Source organism: Desulforamulus ruminis DSM 2154 (genome assembly GCF_000215085.1).
GTDB classification, from domain to species: Bacteria; Bacillota; Desulfotomaculia; order Desulfotomaculales; family Desulfotomaculaceae; genus Desulfotomaculum; species Desulfotomaculum ruminis.
In genome coordinates, this window is the sequence record NC_015589.1 from 49617 (window position 1) to 73529 (window position 23913).

At 44.9% G+C, this 23913-nt stretch carries 25 protein-coding genes, 1 pseudogene and 1 other annotated feature; of the genes and pseudogenes, 19 read left to right on the plus strand and 7 right to left on the minus strand.

From position 1 onward, the window contains the following. Positions 1-84: 84 nt before the first annotated feature. Entirely contained in the window at positions 85-216 is a 132-nt protein-coding gene (locus DESRU_RS21395; protein ID WP_273485032.1) for a hypothetical protein, read from the minus strand. Positions 217-465: 249 nt separating this feature from the next. Further along, the gene (locus tag DESRU_RS00275) at positions 466-786 is read right to left on the minus strand and encodes a MarR family winged helix-turn-helix transcriptional regulator (protein WP_238446408.1); all 321 of its coding nucleotides are present in this window, start codon (positions 784-786) and stop codon (positions 466-468) included. A 133-nt stretch (positions 787-919) separates the two neighbouring features. On the opposite strand from DESRU_RS00275, the gene DESRU_RS00280 reads away from it, so the two are divergent. Beyond that, the gene (locus tag DESRU_RS00280) at positions 920-1360 is read left to right on the plus strand and encodes a VOC family protein (protein WP_013840135.1); all 441 of its coding nucleotides are present in this window, start codon (positions 920-922) and stop codon (positions 1358-1360) included. A gap of 56 nt (positions 1361-1416) precedes the next feature. On the opposite strand, the pseudogene DESRU_RS20100 reads toward DESRU_RS00280, so the two are convergent. The 4 genes and pseudogenes from DESRU_RS20100 to azlC all read right to left on the minus strand — a co-directional run. Next, positions 1417-1850: pseudogene (locus tag DESRU_RS20100) on the minus strand (transposase); the annotation flags it as partial. 731 nt (positions 1851-2581) lie between these two features. Then, entirely contained in the window at positions 2582-3235 is a 654-nt protein-coding gene (locus DESRU_RS20665; protein ID WP_013840137.1) for a hypothetical protein, read from the minus strand. Positions 3236-3341: 106 nt separating this feature from the next. Then, positions 3342-3674 carry a branched-chain amino acid transporter permease gene (locus DESRU_RS00295; protein WP_013840138.1) on the minus strand — a complete coding sequence of 111 codons (333 nt, stop codon included), beginning with the start codon at positions 3672-3674 and terminating at the stop codon, positions 3342-3344. Then, the gene (azlC, locus tag DESRU_RS00300; protein WP_013840139.1) at positions 3671-4378 is read right to left on the minus strand and encodes an azaleucine resistance protein AzlC; all 708 of its coding nucleotides are present in this window, start codon (positions 4376-4378) and stop codon (positions 3671-3673) included. The genes DESRU_RS00295 and azlC overlap by 4 nt, the downstream gene beginning before the upstream one ends. A 100-nt stretch (positions 4379-4478) precedes the next feature. On the opposite strand from azlC, the gene DESRU_RS21400 reads away from it, so the two are divergent. The 3 genes from DESRU_RS21400 (at position 4479) to DESRU_RS00310 (ending at position 7063) form a co-directional block, all read left to right on the plus strand. Further along, the gene (locus DESRU_RS21400; RefSeq protein WP_274376994.1) at positions 4479-5207 is read left to right on the plus strand and encodes an aminotransferase class I/II-fold pyridoxal phosphate-dependent enzyme; all 729 of its coding nucleotides are present in this window, start codon (positions 4479-4481) and stop codon (positions 5205-5207) included. Then, positions 5183-5866 (plus strand): aminotransferase class I/II-fold pyridoxal phosphate-dependent enzyme, encoded by a 684-nt coding sequence (locus DESRU_RS21405; protein ID WP_274376995.1) that lies wholly within the window; start codon positions 5183-5185, stop codon positions 5864-5866. Before DESRU_RS21400 ends, DESRU_RS21405 begins: the two co-directional genes overlap by 25 nt. A 519-nt stretch (positions 5867-6385) precedes the next feature. Beyond that, positions 6386-7063, plus strand: a complete 678-nt coding sequence (locus DESRU_RS00310; RefSeq protein WP_013840140.1) for a manganese catalase family protein — start codon at positions 6386-6388, stop codon at positions 7061-7063. 139 nt (positions 7064-7202) lie between these two features. On the opposite strand, the gene DESRU_RS00315 is transcribed toward DESRU_RS00310, so the two are convergent. Further along, entirely contained in the window at positions 7203-8405 is a 1203-nt protein-coding gene (locus DESRU_RS00315) for an MFS transporter (RefSeq protein ID WP_013840141.1), read from the minus strand. Positions 8406-8687: 282 nt separating this feature from the next. On the opposite strand from DESRU_RS00315, the gene DESRU_RS00320 reads away from it, so the two are divergent. The 15 genes from DESRU_RS00320 (at position 8688) to DESRU_RS00390 (ending at position 23894) form a co-directional block, all read left to right on the plus strand. Further along, complete coding sequence (locus DESRU_RS00320; RefSeq protein WP_013840142.1) at positions 8688-9515, plus strand: AraC family transcriptional regulator; 828 nt, start codon at positions 8688-8690, stop codon at positions 9513-9515. A 47-nt stretch (positions 9516-9562) separates the two neighbouring features. Next, positions 9563-10486 (plus strand): DMT family transporter, encoded by a 924-nt coding sequence (locus DESRU_RS00325; RefSeq protein ID WP_013840143.1) that lies wholly within the window; start codon positions 9563-9565, stop codon positions 10484-10486. Between the two features lie 39 nt (positions 10487-10525). Then, positions 10526-10778, plus strand: a binding site (T-box leader). Positions 10779-10896: 118 nt separating this feature from the next. Then, positions 10897-12402 carry a 2-isopropylmalate synthase gene (locus tag DESRU_RS00330; protein ID WP_013840144.1) on the plus strand — a complete coding sequence of 502 codons (1506 nt, stop codon included), beginning with the start codon at positions 10897-10899 and terminating at the stop codon, positions 12400-12402. A 64-nt stretch (positions 12403-12466) separates the two neighbouring features. Beyond that, positions 12467-13399, plus strand: a complete 933-nt coding sequence (locus DESRU_RS00335) for a helix-turn-helix transcriptional regulator (protein ID WP_013840145.1) — start codon at positions 12467-12469, stop codon at positions 13397-13399. A gap of 66 nt (positions 13400-13465) precedes the next feature. After that, complete coding sequence (locus DESRU_RS00340) at positions 13466-13927, plus strand: GyrI-like domain-containing protein (RefSeq protein ID WP_013840146.1); 462 nt, start codon at positions 13466-13468, stop codon at positions 13925-13927. Between the two features lie 165 nt (positions 13928-14092). After that, positions 14093-15706, plus strand: a complete 1614-nt coding sequence (locus tag DESRU_RS00345; protein WP_013840147.1) for an ABC-F family ATP-binding cassette domain-containing protein — start codon at positions 14093-14095, stop codon at positions 15704-15706. Positions 15707-15747: 41 nt separating this feature from the next. Further along, the gene (locus DESRU_RS00350; protein ID WP_013840148.1) at positions 15748-16080 is read left to right on the plus strand and encodes an arsenate reductase family protein; all 333 of its coding nucleotides are present in this window, start codon (positions 15748-15750) and stop codon (positions 16078-16080) included. Positions 16081-16247: 167 nt separating this feature from the next. Further along, positions 16248-17204 (plus strand): thiamine pyrophosphate-dependent dehydrogenase E1 component subunit alpha, encoded by a 957-nt coding sequence (locus DESRU_RS00355; RefSeq protein ID WP_013840149.1) that lies wholly within the window; start codon positions 16248-16250, stop codon positions 17202-17204. A 26-nt stretch (positions 17205-17230) separates the two neighbouring features. Further along, complete coding sequence (locus tag DESRU_RS00360) at positions 17231-18208, plus strand: alpha-ketoacid dehydrogenase subunit beta (RefSeq protein WP_013840150.1); 978 nt, start codon at positions 17231-17233, stop codon at positions 18206-18208. A gap of 379 nt (positions 18209-18587) precedes the next feature. Beyond that, positions 18588-19580, plus strand: a complete 993-nt coding sequence (locus tag DESRU_RS00365) for an oxidoreductase (RefSeq protein WP_013840151.1) — start codon at positions 18588-18590, stop codon at positions 19578-19580. A gap of 12 nt (positions 19581-19592) precedes the next feature. Continuing rightward, positions 19593-19817: a hypothetical protein gene (locus tag DESRU_RS00370; protein ID WP_041275247.1), complete on the plus strand. Its 225-nt coding sequence runs from the start codon at positions 19593-19595 to the stop codon at positions 19815-19817. A 125-nt stretch (positions 19818-19942) separates the two neighbouring features. After that, a complete protein-coding gene (locus DESRU_RS00375) occupies positions 19943-21385 on the plus strand; it encodes a sigma-54-dependent transcriptional regulator (RefSeq protein ID WP_013840152.1) in 1443 nt (480 codons plus the stop codon). A 199-nt stretch (positions 21386-21584) separates the two neighbouring features. Next, on the plus strand, positions 21585-21800 hold the full coding sequence (locus tag DESRU_RS00380) for a hypothetical protein (RefSeq protein WP_041275248.1): 216 nt from the start codon (positions 21585-21587) through the stop codon (positions 21798-21800). A 105-nt stretch (positions 21801-21905) separates the two neighbouring features. After that, positions 21906-22319, plus strand: a complete 414-nt coding sequence (locus tag DESRU_RS00385) for a chemotaxis protein CheW (protein WP_013840154.1) — start codon at positions 21906-21908, stop codon at positions 22317-22319. Between the two features lie 18 nt (positions 22320-22337). After that, the gene (locus tag DESRU_RS00390; RefSeq protein ID WP_013840155.1) at positions 22338-23894 is read left to right on the plus strand and encodes a HAMP domain-containing methyl-accepting chemotaxis protein; all 1557 of its coding nucleotides are present in this window, start codon (positions 22338-22340) and stop codon (positions 23892-23894) included. Positions 23895-23913: the final 19 nt, after the last annotated feature.

The following is a 23913-nucleotide window of genomic DNA, read 5'->3' on the forward strand; positions in this document are numbered from 1 at the left end:
TTTTTATATTCAACTTCATATTCTTTTCCAACTTTAAATCTGAGATTATAATTTCCAGACCTTTTTGGAGCCGGATGCGACGGATCACACCTTGCCCCATAGGGGCAGGGAGATAAATTTGCTGCTCCAAATCCGCCTCCTGACCAACCCGGTGGAATGCTCTGAAAGCATTTCAAAATAATCGTGGAGATTTCCCATCACCAATTCTTTTTTCATAAAGCTCTCCTGTTCATGAAATATAAATAAGTTTAAACAATGGTTTTGATAATCATTGTCAATAACATGCTAATTCAATATTCCACCATTGCTGGTGGAATGTTGAATTAGCATGTTATCATAGATTTATAGCAAAAATTTATTTACTATTTCTTTCTTCAAAATCACCAATTTTATCTTCCAGTGTTGATAAAAAATCTTTTAAGAAAATGATTTTTTCTTTTGACTCATATCTTAAAATTTCTGTTATCATATCGTCATATGGTTCGTGTGAGCTACTTCCCCTTTAGGCGTCAGCTTTAATATTATTTTTAACTGATTATGAGTATCCTTTTCTTTTTTTATCAGGCCTTTTCTTTCAAGTTTAATTGTAATTTCAGAGATGAATCCCTTGGTTACACCCAAATAATTTGCCAAACCTGCTACATGAATGCCTTCATTCTCTTTTATTGCTTTAAGCATATGAATTTCCGAATGAAATATGGGTACATCCGTCCCGTAATAGCGAGCTTTTTTATCCATATCTAAAAATTTATAAATGACGCTAAAAAGCGCATAACCTATTTTCACTTTTTTCAAATCAGCTATATTTATCATAATAAAAACATATGGCAACCATACGATTTTGTCATACTAAATTTGGCAAAGACAAGAGGCAGACGCACTATGCCTCTTTTTATAAGGTAGATAGAAAGGGTGTTTAATGATGAATAGAATCAATCTTATTACATTGGGTGTGCGGGACATCGAAAAATCCCGCGCCTTTTACAGGGATGGACTGGGGTTTGCAACTCCCAATAATGAGGAGAAGCCGCAAATTGTATTTTTCGATAATGGGGGAACGAAACTTGCACTCTATCCACTTGAAGGGTTGGCAAAGGATATTAACGAAACCAATCCTCCCGGGATCGGCAGGGATTTCGCCGGTATTACTCTGGCTTATAACGCCAAAACAAAGGACGAGGTTGACAAGATATTTAGCAAAATTAAAAGTATTGGAGGTACCATTGTAAAACAACCTCAACCAGTGTTCTGGGGTGGATATAGCGGCTACTTTAAAGATTTAGATGGATATTATTGGGAGGTTGCTTACGCTGATTTATGGCAATTTGATGAAAATGATATGTTAATCATCGGAAAATAAAATTTTATAAAGAAAACGAGAAAAAGCATAACTTATAGTCCTGTCTTGATATTGAGCTTCTTGACGCCAAGTGCCACAAGAATACTGACATTCTCAAATTTACCGCCCCAGTTTCGGCGCAGGTAGATCCCGTCCACATACACATACGGGTATTTACCACCCTGTAAAGGGCGGTTACGCCATTCTTCATGTGGACATACGCCTTCTTGTTCAACTCGCTTACCTGGCCGGAGACACTTTTGTACCCCACAGCGCTTCGGTGATATCTTCTACTCGACGTACAGACACCCCGGCTAGATACATCTCAATCAGGGCTTCCTCAACACTGCTCTCAGGCGTCGGTACCGTTCGATGATGGCTGTTTCAAATGGAATCCCTTCCAGCCAAGGCATCTTCAGCGTAACCTGACCGGTCGTAGTTAGGTTACGCTGGTAATGTCCAGAGCGGTATCCCTGTCGGCTTTCGGGCGTTCATAACCGGCGGCTTGGGTTTGCGCATTTTATTGTACGTTATCTCTGTTAGCATTCATTATAGCTGCATTAACAGGGGTATGTCGAAATAAGAAACAGACTACCGGGTCGGGTAGTCTGTTTTTATGTTTATATTACAAAAGTCGTAATATCGTCTTTCTTTTTATTTTCTATAAGCTTTTGTATTGTATTTAGTAAACGACAGCTTTGAAAATTACCTTAAACCGCCAACTAGCAAATTTGTTTTAATTTGGACTGTTGCCATTTCGGTCTGAACTATTGAATTCTTCAAACGAATAAAAGTTGTAATTTATCTGACCTAAGTCTTTCCCAGTGAAAAATTTGAGTAACTTAGCTAAAAAGATGATTAATACGGCTATGGACGCAATAGCTGAAAATGTCGCAACATTTCTTATAGTGTTATTAGGGTCGTCACAAAGTTTGAGAACTGACATAGCAAGAAGATATTGAGTTATCAGGATAAAAACAATTACTCCGATGAGTGTACACATAAATTTCCTTGTGTTCACATAAATACCTCTTTTCCTATTCTAAATCTACCGTAGTATTATTTATGCCGTATCCAATACAGCCGAATCAATTCAATGTTCCAAACCGCAGGCCGTCAATTCCTCTATAAAAGATTTAAGAAGAGTAGCCGTATTTCCGTTTTTTATGGGGCTCCCATGAGAATACAACATTTCAGAGGCATTCCCCCTTGTAGGTAATTTACTTTAGTTTTCATGCTGTGTCATATGGCAGTGTTCCTTTCTGTATGATGTTCATCACACGAACAAAGCCGCCGGATATGTGCAGCGCGGGCAATAGAGGACGGCATGAGGCTACAGGGGGATAATTTCTGCGCGCAGACCACATAGCCCCCACCAGTCAAAAAGACGATGGCCGCCATAAAACCCCAAAGTGGATTGCCCTCATCGTATAGACGAAACAAAATAAAACAGGCAATAACCATAACGGACAATAACAGAATACTCGTGATAGCAATGCGATCGAGATGCCTCTTTCCAGGCACGGTAACTGAATTCTTCTCCATACTCTTCATATTGACTCTCCCCTTTATGCTTCCGTCAACCGGCAGCTTAAGTCGAATAACAATAATTATAATAAAATAATTTTGTGCAAGAAGGTATTTGTTCCAAATCAACTTATTATTGTTCTTAATAAAGTAAATAAGGAAACAGAGAATAAACCTGACGGAGGAATGTCGGCTTTTTCGCAAAAGATAGATTGAAAAATATAAATTAGAAACAGCTTTACATGGATTGAATACAAGTTGCGACAATGAATCCATCGAATATTTTATATTGAAAAATGTGGTGGGGGCAGGCTCTCCATTATAAAAATGCTTTAGGGCATTAAAATCGGTGATAGAAATGGTTAACATTATCTTCTCTGTCTTGAAAACCGGCCAATCTTACCAGCCCGTTTTCCCTAAAGATTTACCCTTGACATTTCATAGCTGGTCTTAAATTTTGTTGTACAAAACACTATTAAAAGACCAATTGCACCAAAATCATGTAAGCAATCGTTCCACCTGCTATGGATAGGAGCATCTTTTTCTTCCAAAAGTGAAGCACTGCAACCACCGCTACTGCGATAAGTTCGGGGATGCCGTGACTGCCGGACAGTAAACTCACATCCTTAAAGCAATAAATTACCAAAAGCCCTAACACCGCCGATGGCAGTGCTTTACCGAGATACTGAACATATTTAGGTGTGGACTTATCCGCTGGGAAAACAATGAATGGAAGAAACCTTGTAAGCATTGTGCCCAAAACTACCACAGCAATTGTGATGATCTGCTGTTGTAAACTCATAATCATACGGGAACCTCAACTTTCTCCAATGGTTTTCTAACAATAGTGAGTATCCCAAGAATCGCAAGCATAGCAGGGATGATGAAATTGTTCCCGCCAAAAATAATAAGGCTGACGGTTGAAAGTCCAAGCCCTACCAGAGCACTATGGTGGGTTTTCTCTTTCATCCACTGCTCAATGAAAATTACAACAAAGAGAGCTGTCATAACAAAATCGAGTCCTTCAGTGTTGAACTGCACAAGAGATCCCAAAATGCCGCCAATCGTTGCCCCTATTACCCAGTAGGAATGATTGAGCAGAGTTACAAAGAACATAAACCAGCCCTTGTCCACATTCTCTGGAATATCAGTGGTACAATTAATAGAAAAAGACTCATCGCACATCCCATAAATTAGATAAACTTTTTTCTTCCCGGTTCCCCTATACTTATCCAGCATGGAAATCCCATAAAACAAGTGACGTGCATTCACCATTAACGTTAGAAAAAGGGCGTTGAGCGGATTAAACGCCATAAGTAAAAAATTAGCTGCCACAAACTCCATTGATCCTGCAAATATTGTTAGGCTCATCAGGATTGGGTAGATTGAACTGAATCCTAATGAATTCATAAAGATTCCATAAGCGATTCCCAAAAATAAAAAGCCTGCCAAAATAGGGACTGTGTACGGAAAAGCTGCACAAAATGCAATTTTTATTCGACCTTTTTTCATATGACGGTCACACTCCTATATTATTGCATACAATCCTATCAATGAAATTCCATACAATCAATGATAGGATTGTATGGAATACAATTTTTGGAGGTAGAGTATGCCGGTAAATTCATTTGATAATTATCCAATGTCTTGGAAACCTGATAAAAAAGCATTAAAACGCCCTTTTTATTACTCCATTGCATCACTACTTGAACAGGATATTATAAGCGGCTTTTTAGCACCGGGAACAAAGCTGCCGCCGCAGCGGGAATTGGCAGATTTTCTTGACTTAAACTTTACCACTATTACCCGCGCCTATAAGCTATGCGAGTTTAAGGGATTGATTTATGCGGTTACGGGAAGTGGGACCTTTGTCGCTCCTAACGCTGCTCGTTCTATTGCCATTTCCGCAGACAAATTATCGGGCTGCATTGATCTTGGTTTTGTTGCTTCTTTTGAGCAAACCAATAGCATTGTAGCAGAAGTTATTCAAAAGGTTGTGGGTAAAAGTTATCTGGAACAGCTTCTGAATTACAATGACCCGACCGGTATACCCCATCAAAAAACAGCAGGCCTGAACTGGATGGAATCTTTCGGTATCCATGCGGACCAAGAGCATATGGCCATTGTTTCCGGTGCACAAAATGCGTTGGCAATTGCTTTGTTTGCCTTGTTTGAACCGGGAAATCGCATTGCTACCGATCTATATACTTACTCTAATTTTATTGAGCTGGCTAAGATGTTTCGTATTCAATTGATACCGGTTTCCGGAGATGAGCAAGGGTGCTGCCCAACGAACTGGAAAGTCAATGCAATCAAATGGATATACAAGGGATTTTTTTAATGCCCTCGTGCTGTAATCCCACCACGATAATGATTTCAGATGCTCGTAAAAAAGAGCTTGCCGCGGTAATTCGTAACCATCAACTAATTTTAATTGAGGACGACATACACGCTTTTTTGACTGCCGGGATCATTCCAGATTATCAACAGCCCATGTTTCATCTTCTGCCGGAACAGACGGTTTATATCTGTGGCACTTCCAAGTCCATTTGTTCCGGGCTGCGAGTTGCTTATATGGTATTTGGTGATGCCTTTCAGAAGAAAATTTCACAAGCAATATTTATGATCAACGTCAAAACTTCTTCGCTGGACGCTGAAATTATCACGGAACTGATCTTATCAGGGAAAGCACATGAAATCGCAGCTCAGAAAAAGCAACTTGCGCAGTCTGCAAATGATGTTTTTTTGCAGGTTTTTCCAGAACATGAAATCGCAGGCCATCCGCTTAGTTTTTATCGTTGGTTCCCCATATCAGGGAATGCCGATGGGGCAAAACTAGAGAATACTTTGCGACTGCATGGGGTGCGTGTTTTTCATTCGGACCGTTTTCTTAGCGGGAAGACTATGTCGAATCAGTTTTTTCGTATTGCACTTGCTTCTACGCATTCATTAGAGGAATTGAAAATGGGGTTGGAGATATTAAAACAAAATCTTGAGTAAAAATATGTTTGTTTACGTAATAATGAATGAAATGCCTTGTTAATAATTAAAAGTAGATTGTTAATCGAAAATAACAACCTACTGAAATCGTTTATGCTTTTATCAAAACAAGATAGAATTTAAATACGATGTGTGTGCGGGCGGTTTATGAAACCGGCGTAATTACTCCCCCACCCAGACGGATATAAACATACCTATGTGCCCTGCCATCCGGACAGTCCAGCCGAGAAACTCATCATCTTAAACCTGCAATATCAACAATAATGACGTAATGTGTGTAACAATTTGGATAGGGCTCTACCGATTCCACTATACGAGAACTCTTTATTGTCCATTTTGTGTTTATTAAAATTAATAAATTTTCAAGATCAAGGGGACGTGGGATACCGCTCAATGAAGAAAAAAGCAACACTTTATCCTCGTATCTTAGAAACATAGGGCATCGTCAATTCAGGATATTTTATAGATTATTGTAAAAACTAAAAAAATCCTAATCTAAATTAAAAGGAGATGTGCAAAATGTTTAAACATGATAAAACACTTCTATATGAGGTTAAAGTGGATGCACCCAACCCCAATTATGCGGCAATGCTCCAAGAGCAATTGGGTGGAGCACAGGGAGAACTGAAGGCTGCATTACAATATCTTTCTCAAAGTTTTCGTATCAAGGATAAGGAAATAAAAGATCTGTTTCTAGATATTGCTTCGGAAGAATTAAGCCATATGGAAATGGTAGCTACGACAATCAACCTTTTAAACGGCCATGACCCTGATGCCCAGAATGCAACAATCGGAAACGTCGAAGCCCATGTTTTAACGGGACTCACCCCAATGTTGAGCAATGCTTCGGGACAATTATGGACGGCTGCATATGTAAATGAAACAGGAGATCTGGCTGCCGATATATTATCAAATATCGCTGCAGAGCAGCGAGCCAAAGTGGTTTATGAATACCTGTACAGGCAAATTAATGATAAAGGTGTCAGGGAGACCATCGATTTTCTCCTAAACCGTGAAGAAGCCCATAATACCATGTTTAGAGAGGCATTTAATAAAATACAGGATACCGGGTCATTGAAAGATTGGGGTATAACCAAAGATTCCAAGCTGTATTTTAACCTTTCCACACCTGGCGGACAGTATTTTAACGCCAGCAATCCACAGCCTGCCAGTTTTAATAACCCCAATCCCAACTAATCTTAATAGACTATGAGTGAATACAGACGAAAGCCCGCTATACCAGCGGGCTTTCGTCTGTTAAGAATCCTGCTCGGTGAGGAATCAACAGGAATTTTCATGCATTGGGAAGGCTTTAGGCAAAAACCTTTTCTTTAGCTTAATTTGCCTGAGAAAAATTCGGCTTGCTTTTTTTCTTATAGCTTATATGAATGGAGATGGCCATCAGTTGGGTTAAGAGCCCAAAGATGCAAACACCGGCCCATTGAAAATGGGCGTAACTGTATGATCCCAGTAAAGAGCCCAAAGCCCCGCCCACAAAATAGGAAACCATAAAGACGGTGTTGATGCGGTTACGGGCTTCGTCACTTAAGGCATGAACCCTGGCCTGATTGGAAATCTGACAGGACTGTACGCCCAGGTCCAGTAAAATGACACCGATAACCAATCCCCATAATTGATAGCCAAAGGCCCAAAAGATGATATAGGCGAGGATGACAATCATCATGCTGATGCCGATGGTGAAGCGAGGGCTTCTTTTATCGGCAATGCGGCCGGCAACCGGGGCTGCCAAGGCACCGACTACACCAACTAATCCGAAGAGACCGGCGGCGTTGGTGCCAAGATGGTAGGGCGGGCCTTCCAGTAAAAATACCAGGGATGTCCAGAAGGCGCTGAAAGCGGCAAACATCATGGCCCCGTTTAAGGAGGCTTCTCTCAGAACCGGAAGGGTTTTGGTCAAATGGACCATGGATTTGGACAGCTCGGTGTATTTTATTTGGGAAATGGGCGGACAGTAAGGCAGGGCTTTGCTTAATAAAGCAGCCAGTGCCAGCATTAAAAGGGCAGCCATAAGGTATACCATTTTCCAGCCCCAGTATTCTCCCACAAAACCGCTGAAGGTCCGGGAGATCAATATGCCAATCAGCAGACCGCTCATGACCGTGCCAATAATCCGGCCCCTTTCCTTAGGATCAGCCAGTTGGGCTGCCAGGGGAACGATCAACTGCGGCACCACCGAGGTGAAACCCACCGCAAAGGAAGCCAAGGCCAGCAGGGTTATATTAAAAGAGAAGAACATAAGCATCAGGGAACAGGCGGAACAAAGCAACAGGGTGATGATTAGTCGTCTTTTTTCCCGGATATCCGCCAAGGGTAATAAAAACAACATGCCCAGGGCATAACCGGCCTGGGTAAGCATCGCCGCAAAACCTACGCTGACCTGAGTCACCTGAAAGCTTGAGGCAATTTTAGCAAGCAATGGTTGTATGTAATACAGATTGGCTACGGTCACGCCGCTGGCCACCGCCATGATCATAACCAGCATTTTATTTAGTTTGCCAATATTCGTTTGTTGCAACATTGTCTCTATACACTCTCTTTTCTGTAAAAGAAACCAAAATGGTTTCTGTCATAATTTTATTAAATCATTAAAGCGGTAACGGCTGCCATTTTGTATAGTAAGCATGAAAATGGAAGGCTACGCTTCTTTCATGCCCGGGCTTATTATAGCAGCAAAGAGTTGTCATGACAACAGAACCCTTCCCGTTATCTTTTTCGCTTTGGAAGAGCAATATCATACAAGAACCCCCGGGGTATTTATGATAGGATTAGGATAACGTCAATGGATAGGAGCCATTTTCTGATGCTAAACGAAATCCGCACTATCTATCTGGACCCGGATTTAAATATTGAAGCGTATCATTTTAAAGGAATTATGCAGAAATTTCCCACGCATTTTCACGACCACTATACCATTGGTTTTATCGAAAGCGGACAGAGGTATCTGGCCTGCAAAGATAAAGAATTCATTATCAATCCGGGAGATTTGGTGCTTTTTAATCCCGGCGACAGCCACGCCTGTGAACAAATCGACGGGAAGACCTTGGATTTCCGCTGCATTAATGTAAAACCGGAGCCCATGAAAAGGGCGGTTTTAGAGATAACCGGCAGGGACACACTGCCTTATTTTACCCAGTCCGTACATTATGGCAGCGGCCTTTCCACCTGCCTGCGGGAACTGCATCTCAGCATTGCTCAGGAAGAAAGGGACTTTAAAAAAGAAGAATTATTTTTATTTTTAATTGAAGAATTGGTAAGGGAGTATTCCGATTTGGAATATGCCAATGGACTAAAGGAACCAAGATCCGAGATAAAAGCAGTCTGTCAATATTTAGAGGCAAACTACGCCCAAAATATCTCCCTTGATCATCTCAGCGCCTTAACCGGATTAAGTAAATACTATTTGTTGAGGTCTTTTACCAAACAAAAAGGCATTTCCCCTTACAGTTATCTGGAAACCATCCGCGTAAATAATGCCAAGATTCTATTGGAACAAGGGGTTAAGCCCATTGAAGCGGCTTTTCAAACGGGTTTTAGCGACCAAGGACACTTTAACCATTTTTTTAAGCGATTGATCGGGCTAACACCAAAACAGTATCAAAAAATTTTTTGCGAAGACAGAGATAAATAGCCGCCAAGATTGGCTGCCCGCTGTCAAATTTGAGGAAGGATTGACCGATGGAAAACCGTAAAGTAACTACCGCCCATTTATTAGCACTGGCTACCGTGATCATTTGGGGAACTACCTTTATCTCAACCAAAATTCTGTTAAGAGATTTTACCCCAGTGGAAATATTGTTCTTTCGCTTTACCCTTGGCTATGTGGCCTTGCTTATGATTTATCCGCATATTTTAAAACCGCAAAACTGGAAGCAGGAACTGCTTTTTGCCGCAGCCGGTTTATGCGGGGTAACCTTGTATTTCCTGCTGGAGAACATTGCTCTTACTTATACGCTGGCCTCCAATGCGGGCATTATTGTTTCCATTGCCCCAATTTTTACGGCGCTGCTGGCCCATCGTTTATTAGACGACGAAAGACTGCAACTGTGTTTTTTTGTGGGCTTCGGGGCGGCCATGATGGGCATAAGCCTGGTGGTTTTGAACGGAAATTACGTCCTTAATCTAAATCCTCTGGGAGATTTTTTAGCCACTCTGGCAGCGGTGGTCTGGGCGGTTTATTCGGTTTTAATGAAAAAGATCAGTGCCTTTCAATACCATATTATCCATTGCACCCGCAAGGTTTTTCTGTACGGACTGTTTTTTATGCTGCCGGCGCTGTTCTTTTCTGATTTTCATTGGCAGATGGCCCGATTTGCAGCTCCAGCCAATTGGTTTAACATCCTTTTCCTGGGCTTTGGGGCTTCCGCCCTGTGTTTTGTAACCTGGAACTGGTCCGTGGGGGTTTTAGGTGCGGTAACCACCAGCGCCTATATTTACTTGGTGCCGGTGATTACCATGGTTACATCGGCTTGGGTGCTGCAGGAACCCATCACCGGCATGGCGCTTCTGGGAGCGGGACTTACCTTGTTGGGACTTTATCTGTCCCAGCGTAAAAGCGATGTCAAAGTAAAGGCGGAAAATAATGTAGCCTTTGACCGTTGACAGAGGCTGATGATTCTGGTAACATTTTTTAAAATATGATTTAAAACGATGACAGGGACTAGTAAGCGTTTACTGCTGGTTCAGAGAGCCGCCGGTTGGTGCGAAGGCGGTCGAAGGCAGGGCGATGAACTCCCCCTTGAGTTGCCGACCGAAGGAGTTAGCAGTAGGCTCGGACGGAATCTTCCACCGATAAAAGGAAGGGAATATCGGATTTTAAATCCCGTATTCTATTAAGGGAACGACTTGTGTCGTTACATTGAGTGGTACCGCGGAGGAACCCTTCGTCTCAATTTGAGGCGAAGGGTTTTTATATTTGTAAGGGGGTGGTGTTGGCATGGAAGCGGACCTTAGTGACCTTACCAGGCTAAACTTGAAAAGGGATTTTCATAATACCAAGGAGGAATTTAAAAATGCGCAAGCTCTATATATTCGATACCACCCTCAGGGATGGAGAACAGTCCCTGGGCATCACCTTAAACACCCATGAGAAGCTGGAAATCGCCAGACAATTGGTCCGGTTGGGTGTTGATGTGATTGAAGCGGGCTTTCCCGCCTCATCCCCCGGGGACATGAATTCGGTAAAAACCATTGCCCGGGAAATCAAGGGGGCTGTTATCTGCGGCCTTACCCGGGCGGTGGCCAAGGACATCGATGCTTGCGCCGAAGCCTTGCGGGATGCGGAGCAGCCCAGAATTCATACGGGCATTGCCGTATCCCCGGTGCATATGGAGAAAAAGCTGCGGCTCTCTCCCGAACAGGTGGTTGAAGCGGCCGTAGCTGCTGTAAAACATGCCAAAAAATACGTCAGTGATGTTGAATTTTACGCGGAAGACGCTTCCCGAAGCGAACCGGCCTTTTTGGCCAAAATTTTAGAAAAAGTCATTGAGGCGGGAGCAACGGTGGTTAACATTCCGGATACCGTGGGGTATGTTACTCCCTGGCAGTATGGGGAGTTGATTTCCTTTTTGACGAAGAACGTTAAGAACATTGACTCCGCCATCATCAGCACCCACTGCCACAATGATCTGGGCATGGCCACGGCCAACACCTTGGCCGCCGTAAAGGCGGGAGCAAGCCAGGTGGAAGGCACCATCAACGGAATCGGAGAAAGGGCCGGGAACACCGCCCTGGAGGAAGTGATGATGGCCGTTTACTCCCAGCCCAGTCTTTACGGAGTAGAGCTGGGGGTAAAAACCAAGGAGATTGCCGCAACCAGCAGACTGGTATCCGGCATTACCGGCGTACCGGTTCCCAGTCACAAAGCCATTGTTGGGGCCAACGCCTTTATGCACGCCTCAGGCATTCACCAGGACGGTGTTTTAAAAGAAAAAAGGACCTACGAAATTATTGATCCGGAAACAGTGGGTATATTGAGAAATAAAATTGTTTTAAGTGCCCGGTCCGGCAGGCATGCCCTCAAGCATCGTCTGGAGGAGTTGGGTTACAGCCCCGAACAATATGATGTGGAAACCGTTTATAAAGAGTTTTTGCAGTTGGCGGATCAGAAAAAAGAAGTTTTCGACGAGGACCTGCATGCCCTGATGGGATATACTGAAAAGGAGCGCAACAGCATCTCCATAAAAAATATCTCCGTAGCCACCAATGGGGCGGCTACGGCCACAGCCACGGTATCCTTAGCAATGAACGATCAGATTCTGACCGACGCAGCCTACGGCAACGGGCCGGTGGATGCCGTTTTTAAGGCCATCGAACGGATTACCGGAATTACCGTCAAACTGGAGGACTACAATTTAAGTTCCGTCAGCCGGGGCAGCGAAGCCCTGGGCAACGCCATTGTAAAGGTGCGTTACGGTGAATCCGGTTTGGTGATCGGCCGGGGGGTTAGCCCGGATGTGATTGAAGCAACGGCCAAGGCTTATGTCAATGCCTTATCGAAAATTAAAGCCATTGATTGATCCATGGCCGGATTTGGCATAGCGGAAGGATTTTACTAAATCCCTGCATGGTGGAGGGCCTGCAATGAAGCTTGAACGGTTGATTTCTATCCTGGTGATTTTGCTCAGGCGGCAGCGGGTACAGGCGAAGGAACTGGCGGAAATGTTTGAGGTTTCCGTCAGGACCATCCTTCGCGATGTGGAGGCCATAAACCTGGCCGGGATCCCTATTGTTACTTATCAGGGGGCAAAGGGAGGAATCGGCCTTGCGGAAGGCTATCGTCTGGACAAAAGTATTTTGACCTCCCATGAGATGGCCGCCATCATTACCATGCTCAAAGGGATTGGCATGTCGGTTCCCGATATTGGCCATGAAATTTTGCAGGAAAAGCTGAAAAATACCTTATCCCCGGCCCAGGCTAAATTTCTCGATGCCAAAACCAATCAACTTTTCATTGACTTATCTCCTTGGGGAGGAAATAGGACTCTGGCGGAAAAAGTCGGCATCCTGCGTAAAGCCATAGAAAACTTAACGGAAGTTGAGTTAAAATACACCGATTCATCCGGCGCAAAGACCTTGCGCCGGGTCCAACCCTATTCTCTCGTGCTCAAAGGGCAAAACTGGTACCTGTACGCCTGGTGCCTGCTGCGGGGGGAATTTCGCCTCTTCAAATTGTCAAGAATGAAGGAGATAAATATTTTAGAAACCCGGTTCCAGCCCCAGGAGGTATCGCTGCAGCCATTTCCCTGGGAGGAGGAATGGTCGAGCCCCGGGGGCATGGTTGAGTTGGAGCTGGTTTTTGACAAGGAAATGGAGGCGGTTGTGGAGGAGTGGTTTGCGGGGAATTTAGTTCAACTGGAAGATGGCAGGATCCGGATTGAAATTTCCCTGCCGGAGAATAACTGGCTCTATGGGTTTTTGCTCAGTTTCGGCACCGGTGTAGAGGTGATCCGGCCATCCAGGCTGAGGAAGATTCTGGCGGACCAGGCCCGGGGAATACTGAAAAAATATGTTTAGAAACATGACGGCCTGTTGTCATGTTTGGGGTAGTATAATGGGAGAAAAATGAAGGGAGTCAATGCCATGAACTACCCATGCGAACTGTCGGATCAACCGTCTCAGCCGGTGCTTTCCATCCGAACCAGAAGTGCGGTGGAAAATCTGCCCCAGGTGTTGGGCCAGGCTTATTTAACCGTTCTCCGGTATTTGGCTGAGATCGGGGAGCAGCCCGCAGGCCCGCCCTTTGCGGCCTATTACAATATGGACATGCAGGACCTGGATCTGGAAATTGGCTTTCCGGTGGCCAAAGCACTAACCGGGCGGAATGAAATTCAGCCTAGTGAAATCCCGGCCGGAAAGCAGGCCACCTGCCTCTATCAAGGACCTTACCGTCAGATAGAACCCGCCTATCAGGCACTGATGCAGTGGATCCAGGAGAAGGGTTTGCTGCCAACCGGTGCGGCCTATGAATTCTACCTCAATGATCCCCGGGAAACCCCGGAGAGTGAGCTTCTGACAAAGATTGCTTTTCCGCTGAAAGGTTAAAATAAATACACAGCAATGACCAAGGATTCCCGCAGAACGGCGGGAATCCTTGGTTTTTATGCTCTTTATGTAAAAATTAAAGGGATCGGGCAGCTTTACCGGACTGCTTATGATATAATATAAACTTGTTGATCTGCAAAAAATGATGAAAGAGGACATGCACAAATGATTAGTACAAATGGATTATCCCTTCGCTTTGGCAAGCGCTCCTTATTTGAGGATGTTAATATAAAATTTACTCCGGGCAACTGTTACGGTTTAATCGGCGCCAACGGCTCGGGCAAATCTACTTTTTTAAAGATTTTGGCCGGAGAAATTGAAGCCAGTGCGGGAGAAGTGGCGGTAACTCCGGGAGAGCGAATTACCGTCCTAAAGCAGGATCACTTTGAATTTGACCAACTGGAAGTACTTAAAGTGGTGATGATGGGACATGCCCGGCTTTATGAGATTATGGAAGAAAAAGATGCTCTTTATGCTAAGCCCGATTTCTCCGAAGCGGATGGCATGAGGGCTTCTGAACTTGAATGTGAGTTTGCCGAGTTAAACGGCTGGGAGGCGGAACCGGAGGCCGCCCGGCTGTTAAATGGCTTAGGCATCAAGGAAGAGCTTCACACCAAGAAGATGAAGGAATTAAGCGGCGGAGAGAAGGTTAAGGTTTTACTGGCCCGGGCTTTGTTTGGCAATCCCGATATTATGTTGTTGGATGAACCGACCAACCACCTGGATCTGGAGGCCATTCTCTGGCTGGAGGATTTCTTGTATCATTTTGAGAATACAGTGATTGTGGTTTCTCACGACCGCCACTTTTTAAATAAGGTATGTACCCATATTGCGGATATTGATTTTGGCAATATCCAATTGTATGTGGGTAACTATGACTTTTGGTATGAATCCAGCCAATTGGCCTTAAAAATGGCCAAGGAGGCCAATAAGAAGAAAGAAGAAAAAATTAAAGATCTACAGCGGTTTATTGAACGATTTAGTTCCAACGCCTCCAAAGCCAAACAAGCCACCTCCAGGAAAAGACAACTGGAAAAATTGACGCTGGAGGATATTAAACCTTCCTCCCGGAAGTATCCTTATATTGATTTCAAGCCGGACCGGGAGGCCGGGGACCAGTTGCTGAGCGTAGAAAACCTGACGGTTCACATGGATGGGGAAGCGGTGTTAAAGGATGTAAGCTTTACCCTGAATAAAGGGGACAAGATTGCTTTTGTCGGTCCCAACGGCCTGGCTAAAACCACCTTGTTTAAAGTATTAATGGGCGAACTGGTCCCGGATAGCGGGGAATTTAAGTGGGGCGTATCCACCTCCCAGGCCTATTTTCCCAAAGATAATTCCACCTATTTTGATGTGGATTTAAATCTGGTGGACTGGCTGCGGCAGTATTCTCCGGACCAGGAAGAATCCTTTGTCCGGGGTTTTCTGGGGCGCATGCTTTTTTCCGGCGAGGAGACCCAGAAGGGAGCCAAGGTGCTCTCCGGAGGGGAGAAGGTACGCTGCATGATTTCCCGGATGATGCTCAGTGGGGCCAACGTGCTTCTGCTGGACGAACCCACCAACCACCTGGATCTGGAATCCATTACCGCGTTGAACAACGGCCTGATGAATTTTACCGGGAATATTCTGTTTGTGTCCCAGGATCATCAGTTTATCCAGACCGTGGCCAACCGGATCATTGAAATCACGCCCGGCGGCCTGGTGGACCGGCAGATGAGCTATGACGATTATCTGTGCAGCGAAGAGGTTAAAAAGCAATTGGAAACGCTATATCAATAATCCCAGGAAACGGACCATTTTTGAGAAAATGAGGTGGCCGGATGAACATTCAGATATTCGGCACCAAAGGGTGCCAAAATACCCGCAAGGCAGAACGCTTCTTTAAAGAACGGGCCATCCCTTATCATTTTGTTGATTTGAAAGTTCGCGGTTTGAGCAAAGGCGAGCTGAACCGGGTTGGATCCGTACTGGGTCTGGAAAATCTGATGGACACGAACGGAAAAGAGTATGCCAAACGCAATCTCAAATATATTGTTCATGATACGGAAGAAATGCTGCTGGCTCATCCATTGCTGTTAAAAACCCCCATTGTCCGCAACGGTTCTCAAGCCACCCTTGGCTATTGTCCGGAAATCTGGCAGAAGTGGGTGTAACGACGGGTTTGCTGAAAGAGATCGTCCTATAATAAAAAGATTCCCACCTGATCAGGGCCGGGAATCTTTTTATTATTTTTTGAAAGTAAAAAATTTTCTATCCAAACGAACAGGACTTATTCAATCGGTAGGGAATTATTTAGAAAAATCTAGGAGGTGGTTTGCTCATGGAAGGTCCCAATAAATTAGAGCTGCTTCGAACCATGCTGCTGATTCGCAGGTTTGAAGAAAAATTGGAAGACTTGAGCAGGGAACCGGGAAAACTCCACGGCATGATGATCGTCTGCACCGGCCAGGAGGCGGTGGCGGCGGGAGTGAGCGCGGCTCTGGAGGCCCAGGATGTGATCATCAGCAATCACCGCAGTCACGGTCATTTAATTGCCAAAGGAGCGGAGCCGGACCTCATTATGGCCGAAATATTTGGCAAGACCACAGGCTATAACAAGGGGAAAAGCGGTACCCTGCATATCGCGGTTCCGGAAGTAAACGCCCTGTGCACCACCACGGTGGTGGGAGGCGGCATTCCCATTGCCGTAGGAACCGCTTTCGCCGCCCAATATGAGAACAAAGATTTTGTGACGGTTTGCTATTTCGGCAACGGGGCGGCGGATGAGGGAAGTTTTCACGAAGCGTTGAATTTAGCCGCCCTGTGGAATTTGCCGGTAATCTTTCTTTGTGAGAATAACCTGTACTCCGGGGCCCAGCGGCTGGAGGAGCACACCCGGATTAAAGATTTGGCGGAACGGGCCGGGGCCTATGGCATGGCTTCTGAGATTGTGGACGGCAATGATGTGATGGAGGTATACCAGGCTGCTTTACGGGCCAAAGAGAGATGTCTGGCGGGAGCGGGACCGGTCCTCATAGAATGCAAAACCTATCGCTGGGGCGGTCACAGCACCACCGATCATCAGGCTTATCAGCCCCGGGAGGAAATTGCGCAATGGAAGCTGCGGTGCCCGGTTAAACAGTTAAAAGAAGCACTGTTACAAGAGGGCGTTTTGACGGAAGCCGCCTGGGAGCAGATGGACGCTGAAGTGAAGCGGCAGGTTGATCAGTCGGTACAGTTTGCCGAGGAAAGTCCCTGGCCGGATGTTACCGAGGCCTTGGAAGATGTGTTTGCCTAGGTAAATAATCTTGGGAGGTTAAACTTATGCTACAAATAACCATGGGTGAAGCGGTAAAGCAAGCCTTGCAGGAAGAGATGCGCCGGGATGAGCAGGTTTTTGTGGCCGGAGAAGGAGTGGGTGTGGGGATTCACAGTAACCCTAAATTTCCCACCTTTGGTCTGCTGGAAGAGTTTGGTCACCGGCGGGTAAAGGATACACCGGTTTCCGAGGCGGCCATAGCCGGTTTGGCGGTAGGCGCCTCCGTAATGGGTTTGCGGCCGGTGGTGGAGATCATGTTTAATCCCTTCTTCACCATTGCTTCCGATCAAATTGTCAATCATGCAGCCAAGCTGCGTTATCTTTCCGGGGGAAAGAGCCAGTTTCCGCTGGTGGTGCGCATGAAGTCCGGAGCGGGGATCGGAGCCGGCTGCCAGCACTCCCATAATCTGGAGGCATGGCTGGCCCATTGTCCGGGTCTTAAGGTGGTTATGCCCGGGACCCCTGCGGATGCCAAAGGGCTGCTGAAGTCTGCCATCCGGGAGGATAACCCAGTCATCTTTATTGAAGATATGGTTTTATATTTTGTGCCGGGACCCGTGCCGGAGGAGGAATACACCATTCCCATTGGCCTGGCCGAGGTCAAGAAGCCGGGCCGGGATGTTACCCTGGTTACCTGGTCTAAGATGCTGGGCGTTGCTTTTAAAGCAGCCGGTCAATTGGAAAAGGAAGGGATCAGCGTAGAAATTGTGGACTTAAGGACACTGGTTCCCCTGGATGAAGAGACCATTTTAAAATCCGTGGCCAAAACCGGCTGCCTGGTGGTGTTACACGAAGCCACCCGAACCGGCGGGTTTGGTGCAGAGATCGCGGCTCTGGTGGCGGAAAAGGCCTTTATGCATCTTAAGGCGCCGGTAAAGAGGATTGCGCCTCCGGATATTCCGGTTCCTTACAGCAAGCCTTTGGAGCAGTTTTATATCCCCAATGAAAATACCGTTGTTGAGGTAATCAAGGACATGGTTTAATTTAGACGAAAACATTCAGGGCATCACAAACCAACCTTATTTTGGGCCGCCATAGGCCTGGATTAGGGGGAAATCCGAACAAGGGAGAAAGGACTCTCACCATCACTGGTGAGAGTCCTTGGCTATTCCCTGCAAAAATGTTTTTTCCGTGAGCAGTGGGCAAGGATCCCCTTGCCGCGGCAGAAGTGCACCAATCTATCATGAGACATAAGATGGTAATTTTTTAAAATAATAAAAGGATGATTCCTCCAATTACTTTTTAAAAGTAATTTCATGGATCCCGGTTTTTCCGAATACATTTTAGTCGATAGGTGATATAATCCCCAGTAACAGCCGGTTATTTTTTTAAGGAATTAAAAAAGTTTGGAGGAGAATCGCTATGTCCTATTTACTTAAGCCATTACAAGTGGGTACCCTGGCATTAACCAATCGTCTGGTGATGCCGCCCATGGCTACGGCCAAGGCTGAACCGGATGGGAAAGTGAGCCAGGAGATTCTGGACTACTATGCTGAAAAATCCGAGGGAGGATATATTTCACTCATCATCATTGAACATAGTTTTATAAAACCGGAGGGAAAAGCCAGTATAAAGCAACTTTCCGTTGCGGAGGATGGCATGGTTGAAGGGTTAAAGAAACTGGCCAAGGTGATTCACGGCAATGGCTCCAAGACTATGATGCAGCTTAACCATGCCGGAAGTGCTGCCCTTGAAGAGGTGATCGGAACCACTCCGGTAGCTCCCTCGGCAGTGGCCAATCCACGCAGGGGGGATAGGCCTCGTGAACTCACCCGGCAGGAAATTGCAGAGATTATTGAAGCCTTTCAAAATGCCGCCCGGCGTGCCAAAGAAACCGGGTTTGACGGGGTTGAAATCCACTCCGCCCATGGTTATCTGCTGAACCAATTTTTATCCCCGCTGACCAATCGGCGTTCGGATGAGTATGGCGGGGATATTCATAACCGCATCCGTATTCACCTGCAAGTGATTGAAGCCGTGCGGGCGGCGGTGGGGGAAGATTTTCCCCTTTTGCTGAGGTTAGGGGCTTCGGATTTTATGGCCGGTGGGACCACCCTTGAAGACAGCCAGATTGCTGCCAAAGAATTTGCCAAGGCGGGGATCACCATACTGGATATTTCCGGCGGTTTCTCCGGCTATAATGTGCCGGGACTTACGGGGCAAGGTTATTTTGCACCATTGACAGAAGCCATTAAAAAGGTGGTGCCCATTCCGGTCATTCTTACGGGTGGTATTACCGAGGTTCGGGTTGCCGAGCGGTTACTGGCCGAAGGAAAGGCCGATTTGATTGGTGCGGGCAGGGCCATACTGAACGATTCCCAATGGGCCAAAGGTGCGGTAGAAAGTCTTCGTTAAAGGCAGTGCCCGGTGAAAGATAAAAGACCCCTTGAGCAGACTGGAAAAGCAATTTCTTCCAAAGAGATACTTGAGATACGTCAAAAAGAAACAATGATAGACTTTTTTAGGGATTATTTTTATAATATTAAAAGGATTATCAGTAAAGGTAAAGTTTACCACATGGGATCCGGTGGTTTTGGGGCTAGCGAAGGGGAAATGGGTATTTGCAGGACATTAGAAGGACACTTATTTTAGTGTTAAGCAGAAAGAAAAGCTGCTGCCAATTGGTAGCAGCTATGTTTTTAATATGATAAAGGTTCTGTACATATTTAAACTTATAAAATCCCTACGTATGGGCTGTTTGCCCTGGGAGGGAAGGTATGAATGTAAACGTACTAATTGTTGATGGTGAACGGCAAATCCAAACTCTTTTTAAAAGGATTCTGGGAAGTCAGGTATACCGGGTTACCGCGGTAGATGATGCCAAGTCCGCCTACCTAAAATTAGCGCAAAAAAATTTTAAGGTGGCCATGATAAATTTTAAGCTGCGGGATACTACAGGATTGGATTTACTCCAGTATATCAAAAATGTTCAGCCAGAATGCCGTTGTATCATTATGACCGGTTATGGCTCGATTGAAACGGCAATACGGGCCATTCAATTGGGGGCTTACGATTATCTGGAGAAGCCCTTTGAGTCGCTGGAAAAGGTGCGGAGGATCGTTCAAAGCGTTGGTGATTTCGGAGAGAAAGAGTCAAATCATACCGAGTTTGAAAGCATACGGAGTTGTGCGGATACCGTGGGCATGGTGATTGGCAACAGCAAAGAGATGCGAAAAGTAATCACCACGGCCTATAAAATCGCCAATAAAAAAGTAAATGTATTGATTTCCGGTGAAACAGGGACTGGAAAAGATGTGCTGGCCAGATTTATTCATGCCGCCAGCGACAGGAAAAACAATCTTTTTGTGCCCATAAACTGCGGCGCCCTGCATGAAAGTCTGCTGGAAAGTGAATTGTTTGGTCATGAAAAGGGAGCTTTTACCGGGTCCAACGGAACCCGAAAAGGTATCTTTGAATTAGCCAATAAGGGAACACTCTTTTTAGATGAATTGTCTGAAGCCAGCCAGGCCATCCAGGTAAAGTTGCTTAGAGTACTAGAAACCGGTGAATTTTTGCGTTTGGGTGGTGAAAAACCCATCAAGACCGACGTAAGAATTATTACTGCCACCAATGCCAACATCGAGAACCTGGTAAGAAGCCGTAAATTTAGAAAGGATCTATATTATCGTTTAAATGTGGTACGGTTGGATTTAATCCCGCTGAGACAAAGAAGCGAGGATATTATCGAATTCGTCAAGCATTTTGCCGAAAAAGTTGCCGCTAACTATAATCATCCCACCCCCCCTCTTTTTACCGAACTGGCTTTACATGTACTACAATGTTATCCCTGGTATGGCAATGTTCGGGAGCTATACAGCATTATTCAAAAAATTGTTTTAAAAGATGTCTCCGGGGTCATTGACATTAAACATTTACCAAAAGACATTATTAATAGCTTTAGCAGGCAGAATGGCCAGAATCAAAGTAATTTTTCACCACAAAAATTTAAAATTCAAAGGCTAAAGGGTATCATTCATAGTTTAAATGGGTTGAACAACCCCCAACTGGAAGGCAAATCCTCCTTTCATCCCAGACTGCTGCAGGATGTGGAAAAAGAATACATTGAAAGAACCATAGAATATTATAACGGCAATGTTACTTTAGCCGCCAGGGCCCTGGGGATCAGCAGAGCAACATTATATCGCAAAATTAAACAATAAATGTATTGTTTTGAGAAATAAAACTATTTATATGTCGAAAATTGCCTTTTGAAAATAAAGCTATAATAGCTTTATTTTTTTATTTATAGCCGAATTCAAGCATCTCCGGCCTTTTATAAAGCTTTTTTTTAATTCTTAAAGGTTTGGCATTTATTTTGCTGTTAGAAACAATGGATTTGAACTGAATGGGGTGAGATAAATGCATAACCATGAAAGGGTGCAGAGGGAATTGGCTCAGGAGTACATACCCATGATCAAAGATTCGCTTACCGTTATCATCAGTAATTTGCAACTTTTGTCCGAGGAAAAGCCGGACCATCCCGCAATCAACCGGTATCTGGAACTGATTGATGAAGCCAGAAAGATTAACAGGGCTATTGATGTACTCTTCTCTTTAAGGCCTGGGATGAAGTAAAGGAAAATCAACCTTTGCGGATAAGGCCGTGATGATTGACGGTCATTTGAAGGGGGTGAAAAAGCTGTGTTGGTCAGGTCTTTATAAGAAAGGAGGTATTAACAAATGTCCACGAACCAGGTGATCGTCTTTGAGTTGGGGGATATACGTTATTGTGTTGATATTCTGAAAACGCAGGAAATCATGCGTATGGTGGAAGTAACCCCGGTCAATGAGGAGAATGACAAGGCCAAGGGAATTATTAATCTGCGCAACGAATTGATTCCAATTATCAACACCGCTCATCTGCTGAGATTGTCTGAACAGGCGGAAAGTAATGAAACCCGGATTATTGTAGTAGAGTCGAATAAAAAAAAGGTAGGTTTAATTGTCGACCGGGTTTTGGAAGTAGGTACATATACCCTGGAGGAAATGGAAGAAATGAAGGCCGTTGCTTCCGCGGATACCTCTTTTATCAGGGGAATTATTAAGAAAAAAGAACACTTGTGGTTAATGTTAAATCTAGACCAAATAGCATAAATATTCGGGGGTGCAAAATTGCTTAAAAATACAAACTTCATGATGAACAAAACCCTGCGCTCTAAATTTATTTGGGGTATTGGATTGGTGTTGCTGCTAATTATCGGAACCTCTTTATTTTTAATCGCAACCATTAAAAGGAGCGATAACAGCTATACGGAGCTTATTGAGAAAAAAGCCTTTGCTTATGCCAAGACCGAATCGTTAATGAGTAATTTCAACCGTTCTGCAGCCAGTGTGCGGGCTTATATGCTGTTTGGAGAAGAGGACGAAATTAAAACCATCCAAGAATCAATGGCCCGGACAAAGGAAGAATTAGAAGCAATTCTTCCTTTATTAACAACGGATGAAGGAAGACAGATGCATCAAGCGGTTGTAAAAGATCTGGAAGAGTACGAAATTTTTACGGAACAGATGATTTCATTGATCCAGACCCGGGAGGCGGCCCAGGGAGAGGAACGAACGGCGGCTGAAGAACAAGTGCTAAAATATTTTTCAGACAATAGAGGGTATGTCAGCAAACTAAATACGGATGGAATGAAATTGTCCGAACGTCAATTAAATAATTTAGTCAATGGTAGTAAAGAGACTTCAGTGGCTGCCCAGAGAAGCATTATGATTGCCACCATCATTGTTATCATAACTGTCCTGGTTAGTTTTATCATTGCCGTGGTAATCTTTAAAAATCTCAAAGAAATTGCGGCGCAAATACAGGAAAAATCCCGCAATGTGGATACTTTGACCACCGAGTTATCCGCCAACTCGGAAAATGTTGCGGCCGGAGCAACCGAATCGGCTTCCACCACCAACGAAGTGGCCGCCTCCATGGAAGAGGTAAATGTCAATGCCCAAAATATTTCTAATAAAGTGGAGTTAGTTAACCATAATATTCAACGTATTTCTGAAACCTCGGTGCAAACCTCGGGCTATGCCAAGGAGGGGGACAAGGGGCTCCGGGATATCTTTGAACAGATGCAGGCCATTCAACATTCCGCTGCCGGGAGTGAAAAGGTGGTTCGCGGCTTGGGAGAAGACGCGGGCAGGATTAACCAAATTATTGAATTAATTACTAAGATTGCCGACCAAACCAATTTACTGGCTTTGAACGCAGCCATAGAAGCAGCACGGGCCGGTGAACACGGCCGGGGTTTTGCGGTGGTGGCTGAAGAAGTAAGAAAGCTCGCCGAGCAGTCCGCAGAGGCCACCAAGGACATTTATGGTTTAATCACCACCATCCAAAGTAAATCCCAGGAAGCAGTCCAGAGCATGGTTTTAAGTGTAAATCAGGTGGAAAAAGGAGCCCGGGTGCTGGAAGAAGTAAAGGATAAGTTTGGTAAGATCACCCTGGCCGTGGATGGTTTGGAAGGGGATATTTTGTCCGCAGCCGGGGCGGCCAAGGATATGACCGACTCCGTACAGGGGGTTATCAGCGCGGTGGAGGAAGTATCGTCCGCGGTACAAAATGTTGCTGCAGCGGTGGAAGAACAAACAGCCAGTACCGAGGAAATATCATCGGCTACTCAGACTTTAGCAGGTTTAGTAGCGGAATTAGATGCCATTGCTGTTAAACTTTAATTTCCAGGATTAAAATCAG